Origin of the sequence: Neisseria canis (assembly GCF_900636765.1) — a bacterium.
GTDB classification, from domain to species: Bacteria; Pseudomonadota; Gammaproteobacteria; order Burkholderiales; family Neisseriaceae; genus Neisseria; species Neisseria canis.
Window position 1 is genome coordinate 1210560 of sequence record NZ_LR134313.1, and the last position, 20849, is coordinate 1231408.

Below are 20849 nucleotides of genomic sequence, written 5' to 3' on the forward strand. Positions count from 1 at the left end.
TTTTGTATAGTTTGTGTTGTTGATTGGCAACAAAAGTATTATAGATAACCGATTAGATAATCTTGAAGAATATGATTAATATTTAACACCATGGTTTTTTGCTGATGGTAGGTGTTGATTATGATTGAATTTATATTTGGATACTAATACGGAATATAACAAATTACTGAAAAAGCTTTGCTTGATATGACGTCGTATTTTCAGGGTGGGGTATGTTACAATGCCTGCTCAAACCTGAATTAATACCGAGGGAATATATAAAAGATGAGTATTGTGAAAGACACAGTGGTAACACTGCATTATGAAATGTTTGATGCCAATGACCAATTAATTGATAAAACCGAAGAGCCGATTGCTTATCTGCATGGCGGCTACGACGGTATTTTTCCTTTGGTGGAAGAAGCGCTGCATGAGAAAAAAGTAGGTGATACGGTAGATGTGGTTATGCAGCCGGATGAAGCATTCGGCGAACAAGATGCGCAATTGGTTCGCATTGAACACGCAGATGCGCTGCCTACGGAGCCTGAGGTGGGTATGATGTTTGAAGCGGATGATCCTGAATTTGGCGTGATTGTGTTCCGTGTTACCGATGTGGCGGACGGTAAGGTGGTGATGGACGGCAACCATCCTCTGGCCGGTATGAAAATCCGTTTTAAAGCGACGGTTGAAGATGTCCGCCCGGCTACTGCCGAGGAGATCGACCACGGTCATGTGCATGGTGAGCATGGCCATCATCATTAATTGATAAGCCGTTTAATATCAGCTTGTTGGAATGCTTCGGATTAAACGGATATTTAAGTTCGGGTAATGCCTGTCTGAAAGTTTTTAGACAGGCATTATTTGTGGTGCCGCCGATAAAAAGCCTGCCAAATCCATAGGCATTTGGCAGGTAATAGTTAGGAGTTAAGGTGTTTCGGGTAAAACCCGCTTGAAGCCTTATGCAGGGTCAAAGGCAGCTTTGAAGATGCCGATGATTTGCTGTTTGTCGGCTTGAATCGGGTTGGTAAAACCGCACACGTCTTTCAAGGCGTTGTCGGCCAACACATCGAAGTCTTCTTCTTTCACACCCAATTCTTTCAATGATTTGGGGATGCCTACGATGCCTGCCAGTTTGGTAATGGCGTCAATGACATCCAAGCCTGCGAGGTCTTTGTTGTTTTTGGCTAGGATTTCGCCGATCTCATCCAAGCGCTCTTTGGCAGCTTGCTGGTTGAAGCGCTCTACATGCGGCAACAGCAGGGCGTTGCAGACGCCGTGGGGCAGGTCGTAGAAGCCGCCCAGTTGGTGGGCCATTGCGTGTACATAGCCTAATGAGGCATTGTTAAACGCCATACCGGCCAAGAATTGGGCATAGGCCATTTGCTCGCGGGCTTCTTTGTTTTTCGGCTCGTGTACTGCGGTAGGTAAGTAGCGGGCGATGAGTTCGATGGCTTTTACTGCGCAGGCATCGGTGATTGGGGAGGCGCCGGTTGATACATAGGCTTCCACTGCGTGGGTTAATGCGTCCATACCGGTTGCGGCGGTTAGCGGCGCAGGCATGTTTTCCATCAAAGACGGGTCGTTCACCGATAGCAGGGGTGTAACGTTTTTATCGACAATGGCCATTTTCACATGGCGCGATTCGTCGGTAATGACGGCAAAGCGGGTCATCTCGGATGCCGTGCCGGCAGTGGTGTTGATGGAAATCAGAGGCAATTGCGGTTTTTTGGCTTTATTCAAGCCTTCGTAATCTTCGATTTTGCCGCCGTTTGACGCTACGATGGCAACGGCTTTGGCACAGTCGTGTGATGAACCGCCGCCCAAAGAAACGATAAATTCAGCACCTGAGCTTTTCAGCTGCTCCAAACCGGCATTTACATTGGATACGGTCGGGTTGGGCTGTGCTTTGTCGAACACGGCGTAGTCGATGCCTTTGCCTTTCAACAGGCTGCCGATTTGGTCGGCTACGCCGAGTTTGCTCAAACCTCCGTCGGTAATAATCAGGGCTTTTTTCAAGCCGAGGGCGGAGATAACGTCCATTGCTTCGTCTAAGGCGCCGGCTCCCAAAATGTTTTGTACGGGCATGAAGAATTGTGTTGCCATGGTTTTGCTCCTCGTTTAGTTTTTATGAGTTAGTCCGTTAATAATCAATGCGCTCCTTTAGCTTGCTGCTTTGCATTGATGTATTCAAAGTGCCATAAGCCGATTTAATCTGCAAGCCGATTTCTATAATGAAGGTTAAATTTGCAATTTATTTATTTTAAATAAGCGATAGTAAGCATTTTTATATCAAGAATTTGTTATTTGAAAGAGGCTTATTTCTTTGTGCAGTTGTGCTGAAACTTGTCGGTTAGGGGTGTGGATTATCAATTATGTAATTGTTTTGTTTGGTTTTGTTTTCAGACAGGCAATAAACCAATCAGCCAGTCGATATCGCTTTCCTGCATATCGGCGGTTAATGAAAAGCGCAGGCGGGCGGTGTTGCGGGGGACTGTGGGCGGGCGGATGGGCAGAACGTGGCAGCCTTGCTGTTGCAGCTCTGCTGCGAGCTGTTCGGCTTTTTGGTTGCTGCCGGTTATGTAAGGCACGACGTTGCTTTGGCTCGGCATGGGTAGGCCGCGTTGCCGGATGGCGGTTCTTAATTTGGTTGAGATGTGGTTGAGATGCTCTCGCTTTGCCTGCCAGAAAGGGAATTTTTGGAACACGAAATCCGACCATGCTGCGTTGAGCGGGGGCAAGGCGGTGCTGAAAATCAGCGGGCGCATGGTGTTGATGAGGTAGGATTTTAAAGTATCGTTGCAAATGGCGTACGCGCCGATGGAGGCGGCGGCTTTGCCGAATGTTCCAATTAAAATATCAATGCTTTTCAGACAGGCATAGTGCTCTGCCAGCCCTAAGCCGCTCGTGCCGTATACGCCGACGGCATGGGCTTCATCCAAATAAATCAATGTGTTGGGATGTCGGTTTTTAAGATTGACGAGTTCGGCAAGCGGGGCAAAGTCTCCGTCCATACTGAAAATGCTTTCGGTAACGATGATGACATGGCGGTATTGGGCGGCATGTTCGTTTAGCAGGCGGGCGAGTTGGGCGGTGTCGTTATGGCGGAAGCGTTTGTAGGGTGCGCCGGATAAGCGGATGCCGTCTATCAGGCTGGCGTGTACCAGTTTGTCGGCCAAAATCAAGGTGTGTTTGTCGGCGATGGCTGGCAGGATGCCGATATTGGCATGATAACCGCTGTTGAAGAGCAGGGCGGGGCGGCCGTAGGCTTGTTGCAGCGTGGCTTCGAGCGCTTCGTGATATTCGGAATTGCCGGCAAGCAGGCGGGATGAGGTGCTGCCGAAAGCAGGCAAATGCCTGTCTGAAAAGCGGTTGAGGAACTCGGCCTGCAATTCGGAGGATTGGCTTAAACCGAGATAATCGTTGCTGCTGCAATTGAGGCGGCACTCGGAAATGCGGGAAAGGCGGCGCAGTTGGTTTTGCGCTGCCAATTGTTCGAGCCGGGTTTGGAAATACTGCATGCTAAATCCCGTATTCCTGCTGCAATGATTTGAGCAAGCCTTCTGCCAGGCGGGCAAGCTCTTCTTGGCTGATGGTGAAAGGCGGCATGATGTAAACCAGTTTGCTAAACGGCCGTACCCACACGCCGTTGGCAACGAAGCGGGGCTGTAAAGTGTTCATGTTTACCGGCCCGTTGAGTTCGATCACGCCGATGGCGCCCAGCACGCGCACGTCGTTTACCACAGGCCACTGCGCCGCAGGTGCGAGCAAGGTTTTCAGACAGGCCTCGATGGTGTTGACGCGGTTTTGCCAATCGCTTTCGATGAGCAGGTCTATGCTTTCGGCGGCAATGGCGCAGGCCAGCGGGTTGGCCATAAAAGTGGGGCCGTGCATCAGGCAGGATGAGGCGCTTTGGCTGATGGTGTGCGCCACTTGTCGGGTGGTAACGGTGGCGGACAGTGTAAGGTAGCCGCCGGTCAGCCCTTTGCCGAGCGTGATGATGTCGGGCGTGGTGGCGGCGTGTTCGAGGGCAAACAGTTTGCCGGTGCGGCCGAAGCCGGTGGCGATTTCGTCGAATATCAGCAACACGCCGTGCTCGTCGCACAGGCGGCGCACTTGGCGCAGATATTCGGGATGATAGAAATACATGCCGCCGGCGCCTTGCACGATAGGCTCTAAAATCAGCGCGGCGATGGTGTCGGCATGTTCGGCCAGCAGGTTGTGCAAAGGCGCCATGCTTTCCGGCTGCCAGGGTTCGTGAAAACGGGTAGCGGGTTGGGGCAGGAAATATTGCACGGGCAGGCTGCTGCCGAACAGGCCGTGCATGCCGGTAACGGGATCGCACACCGACATGGCGTGCCAAGTGTCGCCGTGGTAGCCGGAGCGGACGGCGGCGAAGCGGCGTTTTTCAGACAGGCCTTTCGCCTGTTGGTATTGCAGTGCCATTTTCATGGCTACTTCTACGGCGACGGAGCCGCTGTCGGCAAAGAAAATGGTGTTCAGATTTTCCGGCAGCAGGGCAACGAGTTTTTCTGCCAGACGCGCGGCAGGTTCGTGGGTCAGCCCGCCGAACATCACATGCGACATTTTTTCCAGCTGAGCCTGCGCGGCGGCATTCAGGCGGGGATGGTTGTAGCCGTGGATGGCGGCCCACCATGACGACATGCCGTCTATCAGCTGTGTACCGTCGGCCAGCGTGAGCGTGCAGCCTTGTGCGTGTGAAACGGGATACACGGGCAGGGTGTTGGGCATGGCGGCGTAGGGGTGCCAGATGTGTTCGCGGTCTATGTGGAGCAGGTGTTCGGGTGTCATAAAAGCAAAGTCTGTATAGCAAATGCCTGTCTGAAAAATGTTTCAGACAGGCATTGGTGTTTTCGGGGCTAACGGCGCAATACCGCTTTTGCCAGATAAGACTTGATGCCGCCGGAGATGGCGTCGGCGCATTTTTCGCGGAAACTGTTGCCGGCGAGCATACTTTCTTCGGTGGGGTTGGAAATAAACGCGGTTTCCACCAGAATCGACGGAATATCCGGTGCGCGCAATACGGCGAAGTTGGCGCGGTCGACATGGCCTTTGTGCAGTTTGTTGTGTTTGCCCAGCTCGCTCAACACGCCTTCGCCAAGCGTGAGGCTGTCTTTGTTGGTTACGGTTTGGGTCATGTCAAGAATAGTGTTGTCGACGTGGCGGTTGCCCACGGTGCGCACGCCGCCGATTAAGTCGGCATTGTTCTGCGTTTGGGCGAGGAACTTGGCCGCCGCGCTGGTGGCGCCTTTGGTGCTGAGCGCATAAACGCCCGTACCGCGCGCGCTGGGGCTGGTGAAAGCATCGGCGTGAATGGAAACGAAAACGTCGGCTTTCAGTTTGCGCGCTTTGGCCACGCGCACGCCCAACGGAATGAACACATCTTCGTTGCGCGTGAGGTAGGTTTTGTAGCCCATGGAATCCAAGCGTTTTTTGGCCATACGCGCGATGGCGAGCACCACATCTTTCTCGCGCAGGCCGCTCGGGCCGATTGCGCCCGGATCCTCGCCGCCGTGCCCGGGGTCGAGCACCACAATAGCTTGGCGCTTTCTGCCTCTGGGTGGCGCGGAAGGTTCGTAATCGGCGGTATCGGGTTGCTGCACAGGCGGCGTGCCGCTGCCTGTGCCCTGATTGGTGATTTTGCCTTGCGAATAGTCTTCCAAAAGCGCCATCAAAGGGTCGCGCGCATCGGGTGCTACGGTGGGGTAGAGATCGACCACCAAGCGGTGTTTGAAGTTGGCCACCGGATTCAGGCCGAATACCTGCGGGTTGACCGCTGTTTTCAAATCAATCACCACACGCACCACGTTGGGCGAGTTCTGCCCGGCGCGGATACTGGCAATATAAGGATCGTTTCCTTGAACTTTGCTGCCCAGCCCTTGCAGTGCGCTGTTGAGCGTGACGCCGCTGATGTCGATAACCAGGCGGCGCGGGTTATCCAGCGTGAAGAATTTGTATTCGAGCCGCTGGCTGGCTTCGATGGTGAGGCGGGTATAGGCGCTGGCAGGCCAAATGCGCACGGCAATAAACTGCGGTGTAGCCTTTTTGCCCAAGGCAATCGGCGACACGCTTAAAAGCAGGCTGGCTGCTGCACCGCGAACGATTTGGCGGCGGGTTAATTTTTTTTCCATGTTTCCAAACTTTGCCGGCCGGCGGTTGTGTGGGCGGTGAGCGTGCACAGCCTGCCGGTTTCCTGATGCTCGATATTTACGGTAATGTCGGCCGCGGGTACCAATGCGCCGCCTTGCTGCGGCCACTCGATCAGGCACACGCTCGCGGCGCCGAAAAGCTCGTCCAGCCCGGCATCTTCCCACTCTTCGGGAGAGGCAAAGCGGTAGAGGTCGAAATGGTGCAGGGTGAATTTATCCAGCGGATAAGATTCGACTAAGGCGTATGTGGGGCTTTTTACCGTGCCGGTATAGCCCGCGCCGCGCAAAAGACCGCGTGTGAATGTGGTTTTCCCGGCCCCTAACCCGCCTTGCAGATAAACCACCAAAGGTGCGGCCAACGCAGGTGCGAGAGCGGCGCCAAGTGTGGCGGTGGCTGCTTCGTCGGGCAGAAAAATAGTGTGGGCTGGGGAAAACGCCATATGTAATCGGTTGAAACTTTATAAAGCGCTAATTATGCGTGAATTGGCACGCTTTGCAAACCCTTGCCGATTGCTAAATTTGATTAAAATTGCGTCGGTAAATCGGTGTACAATAACGGCTTTGATAAACCGTTTGTCTTGCTTCTTGTCTTGCTTCTGAAGAGTTTAAGGGCGAATTTATGAACACAATCAACCGGCGCCCCATCGGCGTTTTTGATTCCGGCGTGGGCGGGCTGACCGTGGTGCGCGCGCTGATGGAGCGGCTGCCGATGGAAAATATTGTTTATTTCGGCGATACCGCGCGCGTGCCGTATGGTGTGAAATCGCGAGCCACGATTGAAACGTTTACTGCGCAGATTGTCGATTTTCTGCTGCAAAACGAAGTGAAGGCATTGGTGATTGCGTGCAACACCATTGCAGCGGTAGCGGGTCAGCGCGTGCGCCAGATGGCGGGCAATATGCCGGTGCTGGACGTGATTACCGCCGGCGCGGAGACAGCGCTTGCGGTAACGAAAACCAACCGTATCGGCGTGATTGCCACCAATACTACGGTCAACAGCAATGCTTATGCCCGCGCCATTCATTCGCACAATCCGCAAACGCGTGTGCAGTCGCAGGCCTGCCCTTTGTTTGTGCCGCTGGTGGAGGAGGGGTGGCTGGATCATGAAGTTACCCGCCTGACCGCGCGCGAATATTTGAAACCGCTCTTGGCGGAAGACATTGACACGCTGGTGTTGGGCTGCACGCACTATCCGCTGCTCAAGCCGCTTTTGCGCGAGGAAGCGCCGGGCGTTACTTTAGTGGATTCGGCTTTAACCTCTGCCGAAGCGACTGCGCAGGCTTTGGCGCAAAACGGTTTGCTTCATGATAACGGCGGCATGCAGGCGGACTACCGTTTTTATGTGAGCGACATCCCTTTACGTTTCCAAACAATCGGGGAGCGTTTCCTGGGTAGAAGCTTGGAGCAATTGGAGATGGTAAGCTTGGGGTAAGCCTTTGTTTTGAAATAATGCCTGTCTGAATAATTTCAGACAGGCATTGTTGTTTGCGATGGGCTTGAGAAATGTAAAAACCGTTTAAATCCGAAAAAATAGGAACTTTTTATTCTGAAAGCATTCTTACTTTGCAAATGGCATAAGTTTTATGTTGTTTTGTCAAAAATATGTGAATTGTAACTTTCGATAAAGAAGGAAGAATTATGAAAAAATATGTTGCTATCGTTGCTGCTACTTTAGTGTCCGGTTTGGCTTTGGCTGCACCTAAAGCTGATGCGCCTGTAAAAGTAGGTTCTGCCAGTGCTCCTGTTGACGCTGCCAGCGCTCCTGTAGATGCCGCCAGCGCACCTGCTACCCTGAAGAAAAAATAAGCAGCCGTAAGGATTTGCTGAATCCGGATTCTTTTGGGAATCCGGTTTTTTATTGCCCTGCGACGGCGGAACTGTTCTGAATCGATTCACCGAAGCAGTCATAATGCCTGTCTGAAAGCCGTTTCAGACAGGCATTATTCGGTTAAAATGTGCTTATCCTGTTTCTTCATGAAAGCCAAGCGCCATGTATTCATTCTTGCAACCGTTTCTGTTTCAAATCGATGCTGAGAAAGCCCACCATTTCACGCTGGCCGCGTTGGACAAAGCCTACCAATTCGGCATACTCGGTAAGACCGAAAACCAAACCAACCCCACACGGCTGATGGGCTTAAACCTGCCCAATCCGGTGGGTTTGGCAGCCGGCTTGGATAAAAACGGCGAACACATTGACGCGCTGGCCGCATTGGGTTTCGGCTTTATCGAAATCGGCACGGTTACGCCCAAACCGCAAGAAGGCAACCCCAAACCGCGCCTGTTCCGCGTGCCGGAGCACATGGCGGTAATCAACCGGATGGGCTTTAACAATCACGGCATCGATGCCATGATACGCAATATTCAGCGCAGCAAATTCAAAGGCATTTTAGGCATCAATATCGGCAAAAACGCCGTTACCCCGATTGAACAGGCCGCCGATGACTATTTAATCTGCCTTGAAAAAGCCTATCCGCACGCAAGCTACATCACTGTAAATATTTCCTCGCCCAACACCAAAAACCTGCGTGCGCTGCAAGGGGGCGACGAATTGAGTGCGCTGCTCGAAGCCTTAAAAAACAAACAGGCTAATCTCGCGGCGCAGCATGGCAAATATATACCGTTGGCCGTGAAAATCGCTCCCGATTTGGATAAGGCACAAATCGCCGACATTGCCCATGTGGTGAAACAAGTGGAAATGGACGGCATCATCGCCACCAACACCACCATAGACAAAACGGCTTTGGGCAACCACAAGCTGGCAAACGAAGCCGGCGGCTTGAGCGGACGGCCGGTTCGGGAGAAAAGCAATGCCGTGTTGAAAGAATTGGTGGCGCAGATTGACGGCAAACTACCGGTTATCGGCGTGGGCGGCATTACGCAGGGCGGCGATGCGGCGGAGAAAATGCGGCTGGGTGCAGCCGCCGTACAGATATACAGCGGCTTGGTTTACCGCGGGCCGGAACTGGTAAAAGAATGCCTACGGGCTTGCTGTTAAACATTTGATTATATAGTTAAAACACTTAATTTTAGTAGCATTTCCGTCATACTCGGGCTTGACCCGAGTATCTTGAATTCTGCTAACTTTAGGAGATACTCGGGTCAAGCCCGAGTATGACGAACGTACTATTTTTAAGTTGATCCACTATAGAAGACAATGCCTGTCTGAAAACGGGAAACGCAGAATTCTGCGAAGCCCAAACTGTTTTCAGACAGGCATTTTTGTTTTGTTACGCCGCTTAGCTGCCCATTGTTGCTACCAATACGGCTTTGATGGTGTGCATGCGGTTTTCGGCTTGGTCGAATACGATGCTGGCTTCGCTTTCAAACACGCTTTCGGTAACTTCCACGCCGTCGAGGCCGAAGTTTTGGTAGATCCATTCGCCTACGGTGGTTTCGCGGTTATGGAAGGCGGGCAGGCAGTGCATGAATTTGACTTTGGGGTTGCCTGAGGCGGCCATCAGCTCGGGCGTAACGCGGAACGGGTTGAGCAGGGCGATGCGTTCTTTCCACACTTCTTCCGGCTCGCCCATGGATACCCAAACGTCGGTGTGGATGTAGTCGGTGCCTTTTACGGCTTCTTCGGCGCTTTCGGTAAGCAATACGCGCGCACCGCTTTGGCGGGCCAACTCGTGTGCTTTGTTAATAAGCTCTTCGGCGGGCCAAAGGTGTTTGGGGGCGCCGATGCGCACGTCCATGCCGAGCAGGGCGCCGGTAAGGAGCAGGGAGTTGCCCATGTTGGAGCGGGCATCGCCCACATAGGCGTAGGTGATTTGGTTGAGGGGTTTGTCGCTGTGTTCGCGCATGGTAAGGGTGTCGGCCAGCATTTGGGTGGGGTGGAATTCGTCGGTTAAGCCGTTGAACACGGGTACGCCGGCGTATTGTGCCAATTCTTCTACGATGGTTTGGCCAAAGCCGCGGTATTCGATGCCGTCGTACATGCGGCCGAGCACGCGGGCGGTGTCTTTCATACTTTCTTTGTGGCCGATTTGGGAGCCGCTGGGGCCGAGGTAGGTTACTTTGGCGCCTTGGTCGTAGGCGGCCACTTCAAAGGCGCAGCGGGTGCGGGTGCTGGTTTTTTCAAATATCAAAGCGATGTTTTTGCCTTGCAGCCGCTGGGTTTCGCGGCCTGCTTTTTTATCGGCTTTGAGCTGGGCGGATAAATCCAGCAGGTAGTTGATTTCTTCGCGGTTGAAATCAAGCAGTTTGAGAAAATGGCGGTTTTTCAGGTTGATGCTCATAGAATCTCGCTTTGGTATTTTTGTTGGTTGGAACAGTTTGATATGTTGAAGTGTAACGTATTTTGCCGTCAAGCCGAAAGGTTTGGCTTGACGGCAACCGTATTGCCTGTTTCAGACAGGCATCGGCATATTAAAGCGTGCGTGTTTCGGGCAGCCAAACGGGCTCTGTGTGGAGGGTTACGCCGAATGTGTCGGATACGGTTTGCCGAACATGCAGGGCGAGTTGGCGGACATCTTCTGCGGAGGCGTGGTTTTTGTTAACCAAAACCAGAGCTTGTTTATCGTGCACGGCTGCGCCGCCTATGGTGTGGCCTTTTAAGCCGCATTGGTCGATCAGCCAGCCTGCTGCGAGCTTGACCGAACCGTCGGCCTGCGGGTAGGCGGGCATATTGGGATATTGTTCAGCCAGTTTTGCGGCATGCTCTGAGGATACAACGGGGTTTTTGAAAAAACTGCCCGTATTGCCCAACACTTTCGGGTCGGGCAGTTTGGACGAACGGATGGTGCACACGGCACGGGAAACATCTATGGCTTCAGGTGAACGGCTGCCGCAGGTTCCCGCCAATACTGCGGCCAAATCGCCATAGCGTATATTGGGTGTGAATTCGGTTTTCAGTGCAAATACCACGGAAACAATCACATAGCGCCCTTTGCCCGCCTGCTTGAACAGGCTTTCCCGATAGCTGAAGCGGCAGGCGGCGTTATCCAGCTCGACAAACTGCTGCGTATCCAAATCAAAGCAGCGCACCGATTCGATAACATCTTTAACTTCCACGCCGTATGCGCCGATATTCTGTACGGGCGATGCGCCGACCGTGCCGGGAATCAGGCTCAGGTTTTCCAAGCCGCTCAAGCCCATGTCGATCGTGCGCAGCACAAAATCGTGCCACACTTCGCCCGCCTGCGCTTCGATATAGGCCGAACCATTTCCGCGCTTGATTTCGCGTATGCCCTTATTGGCCATTTTAACCACCAGGCCGGGATAGTCTTCCGTGAGCAAAATGTTGCTGCCGCCGCCCAGCCACAAAACGGTGTCGCGTTGAAATTCAGGCAGTCTGCACAATGCGGGCAGCTCTTGCGGGTCGGTTAATTCGATAAAATGGCGTGCGCGTGCGGGCAGGCCGAAAGTGTTGAAGGGTTGCAGGTCAACATGATGCTGAAGATTCATGCGCGGCTCCGTAGCGCCGTTTGTCGGCTGTGTTTTTCCAAAAGCCACACCAATACAAAAGCCGCTACGCTGAGCGAGAGTACCAATGCGGTCCAATATCCGTAAATGCCCATGCCTGCCGCGTCGGCCAAAATATAGCCGGGCAGCAGCCCCAATCCCCAGAAGGCAATGGCATGCACCACCATGGGGGCTTTGGTTACTTTATAGCCGCGCAGGGCATAAGAAGCAATACATTGCGTGAAGTCAACCAGCTGGAATACGGCGGCAAACAGCAACACTTGCGTGGCAATCGCCAACACGCCGGCATCGTTGGTGTACATGGCGGCGAGCGGGTGGCGCAGCAAGGTCAGCAACAGCAGGGTACACACCGCCAACACCGCGCCTACCGCCATAGAAACGCCCGAGATATAGCGCGCGCGCTGCTTTTGCAGCTTGCCCAAAGCATAGCCTACGCGCACGGTGGCCGCGGCGCCTACTGCCTGAGGAATCATATAAATCACGCTGGTCAAGCTGATAACCACTTGTTGCGCAGCCACATAATCTTCGCCGAATTTGGCAATCAGAAACACGATAAATGAAAACAGGCTCACTTCCAAAAAGAAAGACAAGCCGATCGGCCAGCCCAGCTTCCAGATTTGTTTTAACACAGCCCAATCCGGTTTGGAAAAGCCGCCGCTCAAGCCGAACGGTTGGAAATAGGCGTTTTTTTTCACATAAAGCCACAAGGCAAGCGCGTTGAACCAAAACACCAAAGCCGAAGCCAAGCCGCAGCCGGCGCCGCCCAGCTCGGGCATGCCGAATTTGCCGTACACAAACATATAATTGAGCGGAATATTCAGAAACAGCGCCGCCCAGCTCACACACATAATCGGCTTGGGGCGGTTCAGGCTGGAAGCATAAGCGTGCAGCGAACGGTGCAGCATGGCGGCGGGCATGGCGAGCGCCACGAAAAAAAGGTATTGCGCCAACATGCTTTCCACGTTTGCCGATAAGGTGAGATACCACATAAACGGCTTGATCACAGCCAGCAGCAGCACCATGCCGGCCAAGCCGAGAAACAGGCCGAACCACAGGCCCTGCCTGCCGGTTTCGCCCACTTCGGTATGCCTGCCGGCACCGAACAGCTGGGAGAGGATGGGATTGAGCGCGTTCATCACGCCCATGAAGGTAATGAAGACGGTAACGAAAGCGGAGCTGCCCAAAGCCACGGCGGCCAAGTCGTCTTTACCGGCGGCGCCTGCCATCACGGTGTCGACAAAGCCCACGCCCACCGCAGCAACTTGCGCCAGCATCATGGGCAATGCCAGCGCAATCAGCAATCGGGTTTCTTTTTTGAACACCGCCGGAGAGTGGCGGTTGATGTCTAACAACATAAATACTCCGCTTCAAAACTTTTCAGACAGGCATTAATGCCTGTCTGAAAAGTTTTTAAGGATGCTTATCTGGTAACCACAAGCATATACAGCATTTCATCCACAAATAATTGGGCGATTTCTTTGTCTTCAAAATAATTGAGCGGCAGCTCCCATCTGACCGGCCGGTCATCTTCACCCTTGAGTTCTACTACCAGCTTGCCGATGGTGCGGTAGTATTTCGGGTTTTCCACATAAGCGTCGAGAATCTGCTTCCAGGGCATGTCTTGCTGCACATAACACCGCTCGTCGTCGTTTTCTTTATAGTCGTAAATCGCCGCGCTGTATGCGTCGTAATAAAGCCAGCGTATGCCGATTTCATCCATCATCACCAAAAGGCGCAGGCTGTCCGCTTTGGCGCGGTGTTTGCGAGAGGAGCGCCAAGTGATGTAGGAAAAATAGAGTAACACCGAGAGCAGGGCAAACAGCATGTATTTCTGCGCATGGCCGCCGCCTGCCAAAAGGTTGAGGCCGATCAGCACCCACATCAGGCCGAAACCGACCGTAACCATGCCGGATACAATCACGGCAGTGTTTTGGCGGTGGGTGAGCGGGTAAATTTTCGGCGACATAAAACAGTAAAACAATAAAAACGCACTATCTTACCTGATAACAGTGCGTGTTAAGTGAAATTTTTGATAAAAGGCATGGCTGTTAAACAGCCGTTTGGCGATAATGCTTGTCTGAAACCGCTTCCGTTTCGTGCAGGCATTATAAACAGTTTTATACCGAATTAATAAATTAAATCATACGCCGGATTTGATTAAACTCAAAAGCCGCTACAATGATGCGGCTTCTAAAATATATCGGCAGCAAACCATGAGCGAACCTATCACCCTGTTATCCCTTTTTATCATCGGTTTTTTCGGCGGCGGCCATTGTGTGGGCATGTGCGGCTCGCTTTCTTCGGCATTTGCACTTCAGCTGCCGCCGCACATCAACCGCTTTTGGCTGATAGTGCTGCTCAATCTCGGGCGGATAAGCAGCTATATCGTGATTGGCGTGTTGGTGGGCGCGCTCGGCCAAATCGGCGCTTCGCTCGACCAAACCCGCGTGCTGCAAAACGGTTTGCTGATTGCCGCCAATGTGTTGCTTTTGTTTTTAGGGCTTTATCTTGCAGGGATTTCCGGCGCAGCGAGGAAAGTTGAAAACTTGGGCCGCCCGATTTGGCGGCGGCTGAATCCGGTGTTGAATAAGCTTTTGCCCATCAAAAGCGTTCCGGCCTGTTTCGGTGTCGGGCTTTTGTGGGGTTGGCTGCCTTGCGGATTGGTTTACAGCGCTTCGCTTTATGCTTTGGGCAGCGGCAGCGCGGCCAAAGGCGGGCTGTATATGCTGGCATTTGCGCTCGGCACCCTGCCGAACCTGCTGGCTATGGGCTGGTTTGCCGCCCAGTTGAAAGGTGTTTTGCAGAAACGCAGCATCCGCTTGATAACCGGCCTGCTGGTTGCCGCTTGGGCGGCTTGGCAATTGGTGAAGTTTTTTATGCCTGTCTGAAAAACTGCTTTGGTTCTGTTGAAACGTTTTCAGACAGGCATGTTGATCGGGCGGCGAAATTGCGATTTACTGCTTGGCATTTTGCCGCAAACCCAATATAATTCTGTTTCTTTATGGCGGGTCTCCCTGCATGGTAATTTGGAGCAACGGGTCAGGAGCGGAAGCTAGCAGCCCACTCTGAGGAATCAGTGCCAGGGGTTTGGCTCGCCACCCTCATTTAGGCGCCGGTAAGTTTTGACTTGCCGGCGTTTTATTATGGTTGTGTTGCTATGGTAGTTTAAGAGCATAGGGCAAGGTGGGAAGAACAGCTTAGATTAAAAAATCAAATGTTCTGAAGCATGGGTTGGCTTATGGTGAATCAACTTAAAAATAGTACACTCGTCATACTCGGGCTTGTCCCGAATATCTTGAGTTCCGATAAGTTTGGGAGATACTCGGGTTAAGCCCGAGTATGACGGTATCGTTGTTAAACTTAAGTGAATTGACTATCTAGGCTTCACGCCGTAATACGATGTAAAAGCATTAAACAATGCCTGTCTGAAACGGCTTTCAGACAGGCATTGTTGTATTAAGCAGGCAATGCTCTATCATGATTCTTTTTCTTGTTGCACTTGCTGTTCTTGCTGTTGCTGGCGTTGTTCTTCGTAGATGGCCATTTGCGCCAAGACTGAGCCTTCGGGGGCTTCCGAAGTTTCGCCGTGCTCCCAGGGGGAGTTGTCGGGCAGCTCTTCGATGTGGATGGTGCGCAGCGAGTAGTCGGGCTGGTAATGCAGGTCGTATTTGGCGGCTTTGATGATGGAGGCCATCATCAGCGACATGATAATCAGCAGCGGCGCGCCGGCGAAGATCGAAGCGGTTTGCAGGGTGGACAGGCCGCCGAGAAACATCAGTGCGGCAGGCATAAAGCAGAGTGAAAACGCCCAAAAGAGGCGGTTCCAGCGGTGAGGTTCGCCGTCGACTTCATGTTGCACCACGGAAGCGAGGATGTAGGAAATCGAGTCGAATGTGGTGGCGGTAAACAAAATTGCCAAAAACACAAAGGTGGCTGTTACGATTTTGGCCATCGGCAAAGTGCCTAACACGGCGAAGATGGCGGCGTTGGCGCTTTGGTTGTTGAGTATTGCCACCACATCCATGGCGCCGCTCAATTGCAGATACATGGCGTAGTTGCCCAATACGATGAAAAACACCGCGCAACCGAGCGAGCCGAAAAAGATGGAGCCGGCCGTCATCTGGCGGATGGTGCGGCCGCGTGAAATTTTGGCGATGAAAAGGCCGATGGTCGGCGCGTAAACCAGCCACCATGCCCAATAGAATACAGTCCAGTCTTTCGGAAAGTTGGTTTGTTTGAAGCCGTGGCTGTCGAATTCGCCGAAAGCTTCCGTCCAAGTCATCATCGGTACGATGTTGGAAATGGAGCGTCCGATGGATTCGATGCCGGTGTTGAGGATAAACACGGTGGGGCCGCAAACCAATACGAAAACGATAAAGCCGAGAGCCAAATAGAAATTGATATTGGAAAGTTTTTGAATACCCTGCTTCATGCCTTGATAAGCGCTGTATGCAAAAATCATGGTGGTAACCAGCAGGATGGCCAGCTGCATGTGAATGGAGTTGGGCGTGCCGAGCAAGGTGTGCAGCCCTTCGGTAATCATGGGTGAGGCGAGGCCGAGCGTGGTGGCGCCGCCGCCTATCATACCGAACACGAAAAACACATCAACCAGTTTGCCCCAGTTGCTGCGGGCCAGGCGTTCGCCCAATAGCGGCATCATGCTGTGGCTTACTTTTAACACAGGCGAATTGCGCACATGGCTGAAATAGGCGATGCCGATGGCGGGCACCATATAAATCGCCCAAGCGACCGGACCCCAGTGGAAAATACCGTAGGAAGACGCCCAGCGCACGGCATCGGGGGATTTGGGTTCGATGCCGAAAGGCGGGCCTTGATAGTAATACGCCCATTCGAGGATGCCCCAATAAAGGATACTGGCACCGATGCCGCCGCAAAACATCATGGCGGCCCAAGAGCCGGTTTTGTATTCCACATCTTCTTCCGGCCGCCCCAGCTTGATATTGCCGATGTCGGAGCAGATGATATAAATCACGAATATCACGGAAATAATGCCGAAAGCCAGATAGGCAAAGCCCAGCTTGTCGGTAACGAAACGCTTGGTCTGCGCCACCCATGCCGCACCTTCTTCGGGAAAGGCGATTAAAGGCAGAGTTACGCTGAGAAGGATAAGCAACACGCCGAAAAACGTGAATTTGTCTATGCGGGTGTCCGGCTGGTCGGATTTAATCGGGGAGGGGGCTTCCGATGCGTCCCTGAATGATGTTGCTTTGTGTGGTTTGGGTGCGGGGGATTTGGCGGTCAATGTCTGCTCCTTTCATTTGTAGTGCATAACCGGTTCAAGCCGGCATGGTTGTTTTTAGTGAGTGACCTTTGGTCGCAATGACAGCAAATACAGATAAAAGCGTTAAGCGCTTTTTTATATTTGGTAAACATCATTATAACATATTTGCAAATATTTGATTTTAATAAAAAACTTTAATTTTGGCAGTTAAGGGGGAAATCGGGCGGTCAGGGCCAAAGCGAGGTTTGCCGGCCGTCGGGTTCCAGATGGCTCACGCCCAGCCCGATAAGGCGGTAGGTGGTGTGGTTGGAGAGGGGGAGGCGGGTTGAAATCTGTTGCGCGGCCTGCAAAAGCGCGGCGGTGTCGGGCAGGGGTGAGGAAAACGTTTGGGAACGGGTGATGATGCGGAAATCGGCGGTTTTCAGCTTGAGCGTTACGCTGCGGAAAGCCGCTTTTTTACGCGCTGCCTGCTGCTGCAAATCTTCCGCCAGTTGCGGCAAATGCAGCAGGATTTGGTTGAGCGGCAAATCTTCGGGCAGCGTGATTTCGGTGGAAATCTGCACGCGTTCGCGGCTGGGTTTGACTGTGCGGTTGTCTATGCCGCGCGCCAAGTCATAGAGGCGGTAGCCCCATTTGCCGAACAAATTGGCCAATTCGCCGCGTTCGAAACGCAGCAGGTCGCCCACTGTATTGATGCCTAAAGACTGCATTTTGAGGCGGGTTACTTTGCCCACGCCGGGGATTTTTTCCGGTGGCAGGGTGTGTAAAAATTCTGCCACTTTTTCCGGCGGCAACACAAACTGTCCGTTCGGTTTGCGCCAATCGGAAGCGATTTTGGCGAGGAATTTGTTTGGCGCCACGCCTGCCGAAGCGGTAAGCCCGGTTTGCCGGAAAATTTCGGCGCGTATGGTTTTGGCAACTTGACTGGCGTAAGGGATATTCTGAAAATTCCGGGTTACGTCGAGGTAGGCTTCGTCGAGCGACAAAGGTTCGATTAAATCGGTGTGTTGCCGGAAAATAGCGTGAACTTGTTGCGAAATCTCGCGGTAAAGCGGGAAATTCGGCGGAATGTACACGGCTTGCGGGCAGAGCCTTTTGGCGGTGGCAACCGACATGGCGGAGTGCAAACCGAAGCGGCGGGCTTCATAAGACGCAGCGCAAATCACCGAGCGCGGCCCCTCCCAAGCCACAACCACGGGCAGCCCTTTCAGATGCGGCTGCTCGCGCAGTTCTACCGAGGCATAGAACGCGTCCATATCAATATGGATGATTTTGCGTGGGTTCATAATCGCTACCAATGCCTGTCTGAAACATGCTTAACGAAGCTTGAAAGGCTTTTCGAGGTTTTCAGACAGGCATTGCCGGTGCAGTGTTGCCAATCACGGATAGCCGTTTATACGGTAGTGTAACTGTACCGTTTATCACGGCAAACACTTCTTCGCCGTCGTTGATGTGCCATGTCGGGCTTAGCTTTTCAGACAGGGGTTGGCTAATGCCAGCAATTCTGCCAGCCGGGTCACAATCGCTGCCGCTGCCTGATTTTTATCGGTTTCGGGAAACGCGGTTTCGCCTGCGTCGTCGATAATGGTAATCCGGTTGACCGCTTTGCCCATCGCCACGGCCACGTCGTTGGCCACCAGCATGGGGATGTTTTTGCGCAAACGTTTGGCGCGGGCGTGTTCGATAATGTTTTCGCTCTCGGCGGCAAAGCCCACGCAGAAAGGCGGCCTGTCGAGCTTGGCAACGGATGCGAGGATGTCGGGGTTTTCGGCCAGCTCGATGACGGGTGGTTTGCCGCTTTCTTTTTTCAATTTTTGCGTGCTGCTGTTTTTGACTTTGTAGTCGGCCACGGCGGCCACCGAGATAAACACGTCTTGCTGCTTCACCTGCTTCATCACGGCCTGATACATGGCTTCGGCGCTTATGGCCTGTTCCGCATGCGCCAAGCCTGCGGGAATGCCTGCCTGAACCTGCCCGTACACGAGCGAAACTTCGGCTCCGGCGGCGCGGCAGGCGCGGGCGATTGCCATGCCCATTTGGCCGCTGGAAATATTGGTGATGCCGCGCACGGGGTCGATGGCTTCAAAAGTGGCACCCGCGGTAATCAGCACTTTTTTGCCTTGCAGGGATTTTTCGGCCCACAAATCGGGCAGCAGCTCGGCCAGCTCGGCCGCTTCGGGCATGCGCCCCACGCCGGTTTCGCCGCAGGCTTGTTCGCCGGATACGGGCTGGAACACGGTGATGCCGTCGCTCTGCAGGCGGGCGATGTTGCGCCGGTTGGCGGGGTTGAACCACATTTCCACATTCATGGCGGGCGCCACGGCCAGCGGGCATTTGCGCGCGGCGGCAAGGTTGGTGAGCAGGTTGTCGGCAATGCCGTTGGCGATTTTGGCGATGGTGTTGGCGCTGGCGGGCGCAATCAGAAAAATATCCGCTTCGCGGGTGAGGTTGATATGCGCCATGCCGTTGCCGCCCGATTCCCCGTTGTGCGTTTCCGATAAAACGGGATTGCCGCTGAGCGCTTGGAACGTGAGCGGCGATACGAATTCCGCCGCTGTGCGGCTCATGGCAACGGTAACGCGGTGGCTTTGCTTTTTCAGCAGGCGCACAAGTTCGCAGGATTTATAGGCGGCGATGCCGCCGCTGATGCCGAGAAGGATGTGTTTGCTCATGGATTGTGTCGGGTGAAATGAAAAAGGCCTGTCTGAAAGGGTTTCAGACAGGCCTTAAATATAGCATGAATCGCTTGATGCCCGCGGCTCTTTGTGCGGCATTATGCTGAGGCGGTAAATTGCGTGCAGGTTGTGTGAGGCGTATGATGGCTGCAACTGAATGTTGTATGGCAAATCAAGTTGCTTAACTGGAGAACATGCCTGTCTGAAAACAAGCCGTATGTGGTTTGCGAAGTGAAAAGGTTTCAGACAGGCATCATCATTGCAGCGAACCACAACATCATGAACATCAAAATGTTGGGGTTCGTATTTCGCTCTAACCGCCAAGCTACGGTTAATACGGTTTTATGATGATTTGGCCATGGCGGAAAAGCGGTGGCTTTTCAGGTAGCCTTGATCTAAAAATTGCCCAGAATGTCGGCAATCTGCGCCCGCAGCCAGCACAGGGCCGGGTCGTGCGCGTTGCGCGGGTGCCAGATCTGGCCGAACACGAAAGGCGGGATCGGCAGTGGCGGCTCGAAGCGGCGCAGGCCGGGAGTTTGCGTCTCGGGCGGCAGGCTGCGACGGGCGATGGTCAGGATGAATTCCGTGCCGGGCAAAAGCTCGGCGGCCACGCGCCAATGCGGCAGGCTGACGGCGATGCGGCGGCGCAAATGCCGCTGTTGCAGGGCGCGTTCGATTTCACCCTCCATGCCCGGGCGCATGGCCACCGCCACGTGCGGGCGTGTCAGCCAGGCTTGCAGAGACAAGGTGCCGCCCGGCGGCAGGCTGGCGGCATCGGCCACGCTGACGAAGCGTTCTTCAAACAGCGGCTCGTGCTGCACCTGTGCGGGCGGTTGCGGGAAAACGCCCAGCGCCAGATCGGTTTGGCCATCGGCAACGGCGGCCAGCATGGCCTCGCGGCTGCCTTGGCTGATGCCCAGCGTGATGTGCGGGGCGTGTTCGCGCAGTCGCCGCAGCAGGGCGGGCAGCAGCAGCGTGGCCGTGTAATCGGACATGGCCAGGCGGAAATGCCGCCGGCTGTGCGCGGGCGTGAATGGCTCCGGCATCACCACCTGCTGCAAGCCGGCCAGCGCCTGTTGCAGCGGTTGCTGCAAGGCCTGCGCCTTGGCACTGGGGCGCAGCGTATTGCCTTCGCGCACCAAAAGCGGGTCGTCGAACAGCTCGCGCAGCCGCGCTAGGGCATGGCTGACGGCGGGCTGGCTTTTATGCAAACGCGCGGCAGCGCGGCTGATGTGCCGCTCCTGCAATAGCACGTGCAGGGTCAGCAGCAGGTTGAGGTCGATGCGGCTCAGATTATTCATGGCAAGAATACCCAATATTCAAAAATAGAATTTCCATAAACTCAAAGAATAATGAATCATG

General features: G+C 53.7%; 19 protein-coding genes and 1 other RNA gene. 7 read left to right on the forward strand and 13 right to left on the reverse strand.

Annotation, left to right across the window (positions count from 1 at the left end):
• Positions 1-264 precede the first annotated feature (264 nt).
• A complete protein-coding gene (locus EL143_RS05645) occupies positions 265-741 on the forward strand; it encodes an FKBP-type peptidyl-prolyl cis-trans isomerase (protein ID WP_085415705.1) in 477 nt (158 codons plus the stop codon).
• A 195-nt stretch (positions 742-936) separates the two neighbouring features.
• Here the strand turns inward: EL143_RS05645 and EL143_RS05650 are convergent, their stop codons facing one another.
• The 5 genes from EL143_RS05650 to tsaE form a co-directional block, all read right to left on the reverse strand.
• Positions 937-2082, reverse strand: a complete 1146-nt coding sequence (locus EL143_RS05650; protein WP_085415704.1) for an iron-containing alcohol dehydrogenase — start codon at positions 2080-2082, stop codon at positions 937-939.
• Positions 2083-2378: 296 nt separating this feature from the next.
• Positions 2379-3497: an aminotransferase class I/II-fold pyridoxal phosphate-dependent enzyme gene (locus EL143_RS05655; protein WP_085415703.1), complete on the reverse strand. Its 1119-nt coding sequence runs from the start codon at positions 3495-3497 to the stop codon at positions 2379-2381.
• Position 3498: 1 nt separating this feature from the next.
• Positions 3499-4788: an adenosylmethionine--8-amino-7-oxononanoate transaminase gene (gene bioA / locus EL143_RS05660; protein ID WP_085415702.1), complete on the reverse strand. Its 1290-nt coding sequence runs from the start codon at positions 4786-4788 to the stop codon at positions 3499-3501.
• Between the two features lie 68 nt (positions 4789-4856).
• Entirely contained in the window at positions 4857-6128 is a 1272-nt protein-coding gene (locus EL143_RS05665; RefSeq protein WP_085415701.1) for an N-acetylmuramoyl-L-alanine amidase, read from the reverse strand.
• Positions 6113-6586: a tRNA (adenosine(37)-N6)-threonylcarbamoyltransferase complex ATPase subunit type 1 TsaE gene (gene tsaE, locus EL143_RS05670; RefSeq protein WP_085415700.1), complete on the reverse strand. Its 474-nt coding sequence runs from the start codon at positions 6584-6586 to the stop codon at positions 6113-6115. Before tsaE ends, EL143_RS05665 begins: the two co-directional genes overlap by 16 nt.
• Positions 6587-6765: 179 nt before the next feature.
• On the opposite strand from tsaE, the gene murI reads away from it, so the two are divergent.
• The 3 genes from murI to EL143_RS05680 all read left to right on the forward strand — a co-directional run bounded on the left by murI (position 6766) and on the right by EL143_RS05680 (position 9141).
• Complete coding sequence (gene murI, locus EL143_RS05675; RefSeq protein ID WP_085415699.1) at positions 6766-7578, forward strand: glutamate racemase; 813 nt, start codon at positions 6766-6768, stop codon at positions 7576-7578.
• A 206-nt stretch (positions 7579-7784) separates the two neighbouring features.
• On the forward strand, positions 7785-7952 hold the full coding sequence (locus tag EL143_RS12360) for a hypothetical protein (RefSeq protein WP_158087810.1): 168 nt from the start codon (positions 7785-7787) through the stop codon (positions 7950-7952).
• 184 nt (positions 7953-8136) lie between these two features.
• On the forward strand, positions 8137-9141 hold the full coding sequence (locus tag EL143_RS05680; protein WP_085415698.1) for a quinone-dependent dihydroorotate dehydrogenase: 1005 nt from the start codon (positions 8137-8139) through the stop codon (positions 9139-9141).
• Between the two features lie 241 nt (positions 9142-9382).
• On the opposite strand, the gene EL143_RS05685 is transcribed toward EL143_RS05680, so the two are convergent.
• The 4 genes from EL143_RS05685 to EL143_RS05700 all read right to left on the reverse strand — a co-directional run bounded on the left by EL143_RS05685 (position 9383) and on the right by EL143_RS05700 (position 13536).
• Positions 9383-10378, reverse strand: coding sequence for an ornithine carbamoyltransferase (locus EL143_RS05685; protein WP_085415774.1), 996 nt, complete (start codon positions 10376-10378; stop codon positions 9383-9385).
• Positions 10379-10514: 136 nt separating this feature from the next.
• On the reverse strand, positions 10515-11552 hold the full coding sequence (gene murB, locus EL143_RS05690; RefSeq protein WP_085415697.1) for a UDP-N-acetylmuramate dehydrogenase: 1038 nt from the start codon (positions 11550-11552) through the stop codon (positions 10515-10517).
• Positions 11549-12925 (reverse strand): MATE family efflux transporter, encoded by a 1377-nt coding sequence (locus EL143_RS05695; protein ID WP_085415696.1) that lies wholly within the window; start codon positions 12923-12925, stop codon positions 11549-11551. The genes murB and EL143_RS05695 overlap by 4 nt, the downstream gene beginning before the upstream one ends.
• 65 nt (positions 12926-12990) lie before the next feature.
• The gene (locus EL143_RS05700; RefSeq protein ID WP_085415695.1) at positions 12991-13536 is read right to left on the reverse strand and encodes a hypothetical protein; all 546 of its coding nucleotides are present in this window, start codon (positions 13534-13536) and stop codon (positions 12991-12993) included.
• A gap of 247 nt (positions 13537-13783) precedes the next feature.
• Between EL143_RS05700 and EL143_RS05705 the strand changes: the two genes are divergently transcribed.
• Positions 13784-14458 (forward strand): sulfite exporter TauE/SafE family protein, encoded by a 675-nt coding sequence (locus EL143_RS05705; protein ID WP_085415694.1) that lies wholly within the window; start codon positions 13784-13786, stop codon positions 14456-14458.
• 115 nt (positions 14459-14573) lie between these two features.
• An RNA gene (gene ffs, locus EL143_RS05710) (signal recognition particle sRNA small type) lies at positions 14574-14670 on the forward strand.
• 375 nt (positions 14671-15045) lie between these two features.
• On the opposite strand, the gene EL143_RS05715 is transcribed toward ffs, so the two are convergent.
• The 3 genes from EL143_RS05715 to coaBC all read right to left on the reverse strand — a co-directional run bounded on the left by EL143_RS05715 (position 15046) and on the right by coaBC (position 19484).
• Complete coding sequence (locus tag EL143_RS05715) at positions 15046-16833, reverse strand: BCCT family transporter (RefSeq protein ID WP_085415693.1); 1788 nt, start codon at positions 16831-16833, stop codon at positions 15046-15048.
• Positions 16834-17039: 206 nt separating this feature from the next.
• Positions 17040-18098 (reverse strand): DNA polymerase IV, encoded by a 1059-nt coding sequence (gene dinB / locus EL143_RS05720; protein ID WP_085415692.1) that lies wholly within the window; start codon positions 18096-18098, stop codon positions 17040-17042.
• A 180-nt stretch (positions 18099-18278) separates the two neighbouring features.
• Positions 18279-19484, reverse strand: a complete 1206-nt coding sequence (gene coaBC / locus EL143_RS05725; RefSeq protein WP_085415691.1) for a bifunctional phosphopantothenoylcysteine decarboxylase/phosphopantothenate--cysteine ligase CoaBC — start codon at positions 19482-19484, stop codon at positions 18279-18281.
• Between the two features lie 180 nt (positions 19485-19664).
• Here coaBC and EL143_RS12365 point away from each other — a divergent pair, with 180 nt between their 5' ends.
• Entirely contained in the window at positions 19665-19835 is a 171-nt protein-coding gene (locus EL143_RS12365; RefSeq protein WP_158087809.1) for a hypothetical protein, read from the forward strand.
• Between the two features lie 47 nt (positions 19836-19882).
• Here the strand turns inward: EL143_RS12365 and EL143_RS05730 are convergent, their stop codons facing one another.
• Complete coding sequence (locus EL143_RS05730; RefSeq protein WP_085415690.1) at positions 19883-20788, reverse strand: LysR family transcriptional regulator; 906 nt, start codon at positions 20786-20788, stop codon at positions 19883-19885.
• Between the last annotated feature and the right edge of the window lie 61 nt (positions 20789-20849).

Excerpts from the sequence above, each read along its gene's own strand:
- EL143_RS05680 (WP_085415698.1), top strand. The coding sequence starts at position 8,137 with ATGTATTCATTCTTGCAACCGTTTCTGTTTCAAATCGATGCTGAGAAA.
- tsaE (WP_085415700.1), bottom strand. The coding sequence starts at position 6,586 with ATGGCGTTTTCCCCAGCCCACACTATTTTTCTGCCCGACGAAGCAGCC.
- coaBC (WP_085415691.1), bottom strand. The coding sequence starts at position 19,484 with ATGAGCAAACACATCCTTCTCGGCATCAGCGGCGGCATCGCCGCCTAT.
- EL143_RS05730 (WP_085415690.1), bottom strand. The coding sequence starts at position 20,788 with ATGAATAATCTGAGCCGCATCGACCTCAACCTGCTGCTGACCCTGCAC.
- EL143_RS05700 (WP_085415695.1), bottom strand. The coding sequence starts at position 13,536 with ATGTCGCCGAAAATTTACCCGCTCACCCACCGCCAAAACACTGCCGTG.
- EL143_RS05695 (WP_085415696.1), bottom strand. The coding sequence starts at position 12,925 with ATGTTGTTAGACATCAACCGCCACTCTCCGGCGGTGTTCAAAAAAGAA.
- EL143_RS05665 (WP_085415701.1), bottom strand. The coding sequence starts at position 6,128 with ATGGAAAAAAAATTAACCCGCCGCCAAATCGTTCGCGGTGCAGCAGCC.
- EL143_RS05650 (WP_085415704.1), bottom strand. The coding sequence starts at position 2,082 with ATGGCAACACAATTCTTCATGCCCGTACAAAACATTTTGGGAGCCGGC.
- EL143_RS05705 (WP_085415694.1), top strand. The coding sequence starts at position 13,784 with ATGAGCGAACCTATCACCCTGTTATCCCTTTTTATCATCGGTTTTTTC.
- EL143_RS05655 (WP_085415703.1), bottom strand. The coding sequence starts at position 3,497 with ATGCAGTATTTCCAAACCCGGCTCGAACAATTGGCAGCGCAAAACCAA.
- murB (WP_085415697.1), bottom strand. The coding sequence starts at position 11,552 with ATGAATCTTCAGCATCATGTTGACCTGCAACCCTTCAACACTTTCGGC.
- EL143_RS12360 (WP_158087810.1), top strand. The coding sequence starts at position 7,785 with ATGAAAAAATATGTTGCTATCGTTGCTGCTACTTTAGTGTCCGGTTTG.
- dinB (WP_085415692.1), bottom strand. The coding sequence starts at position 18,098 with ATGAACCCACGCAAAATCATCCATATTGATATGGACGCGTTCTATGCC.
- murI (WP_085415699.1), top strand. The coding sequence starts at position 6,766 with ATGAACACAATCAACCGGCGCCCCATCGGCGTTTTTGATTCCGGCGTG.
- EL143_RS05645 (WP_085415705.1), top strand. The coding sequence starts at position 265 with ATGAGTATTGTGAAAGACACAGTGGTAACACTGCATTATGAAATGTTT.
- bioA (WP_085415702.1), bottom strand. The coding sequence starts at position 4,788 with ATGACACCCGAACACCTGCTCCACATAGACCGCGAACACATCTGGCAC.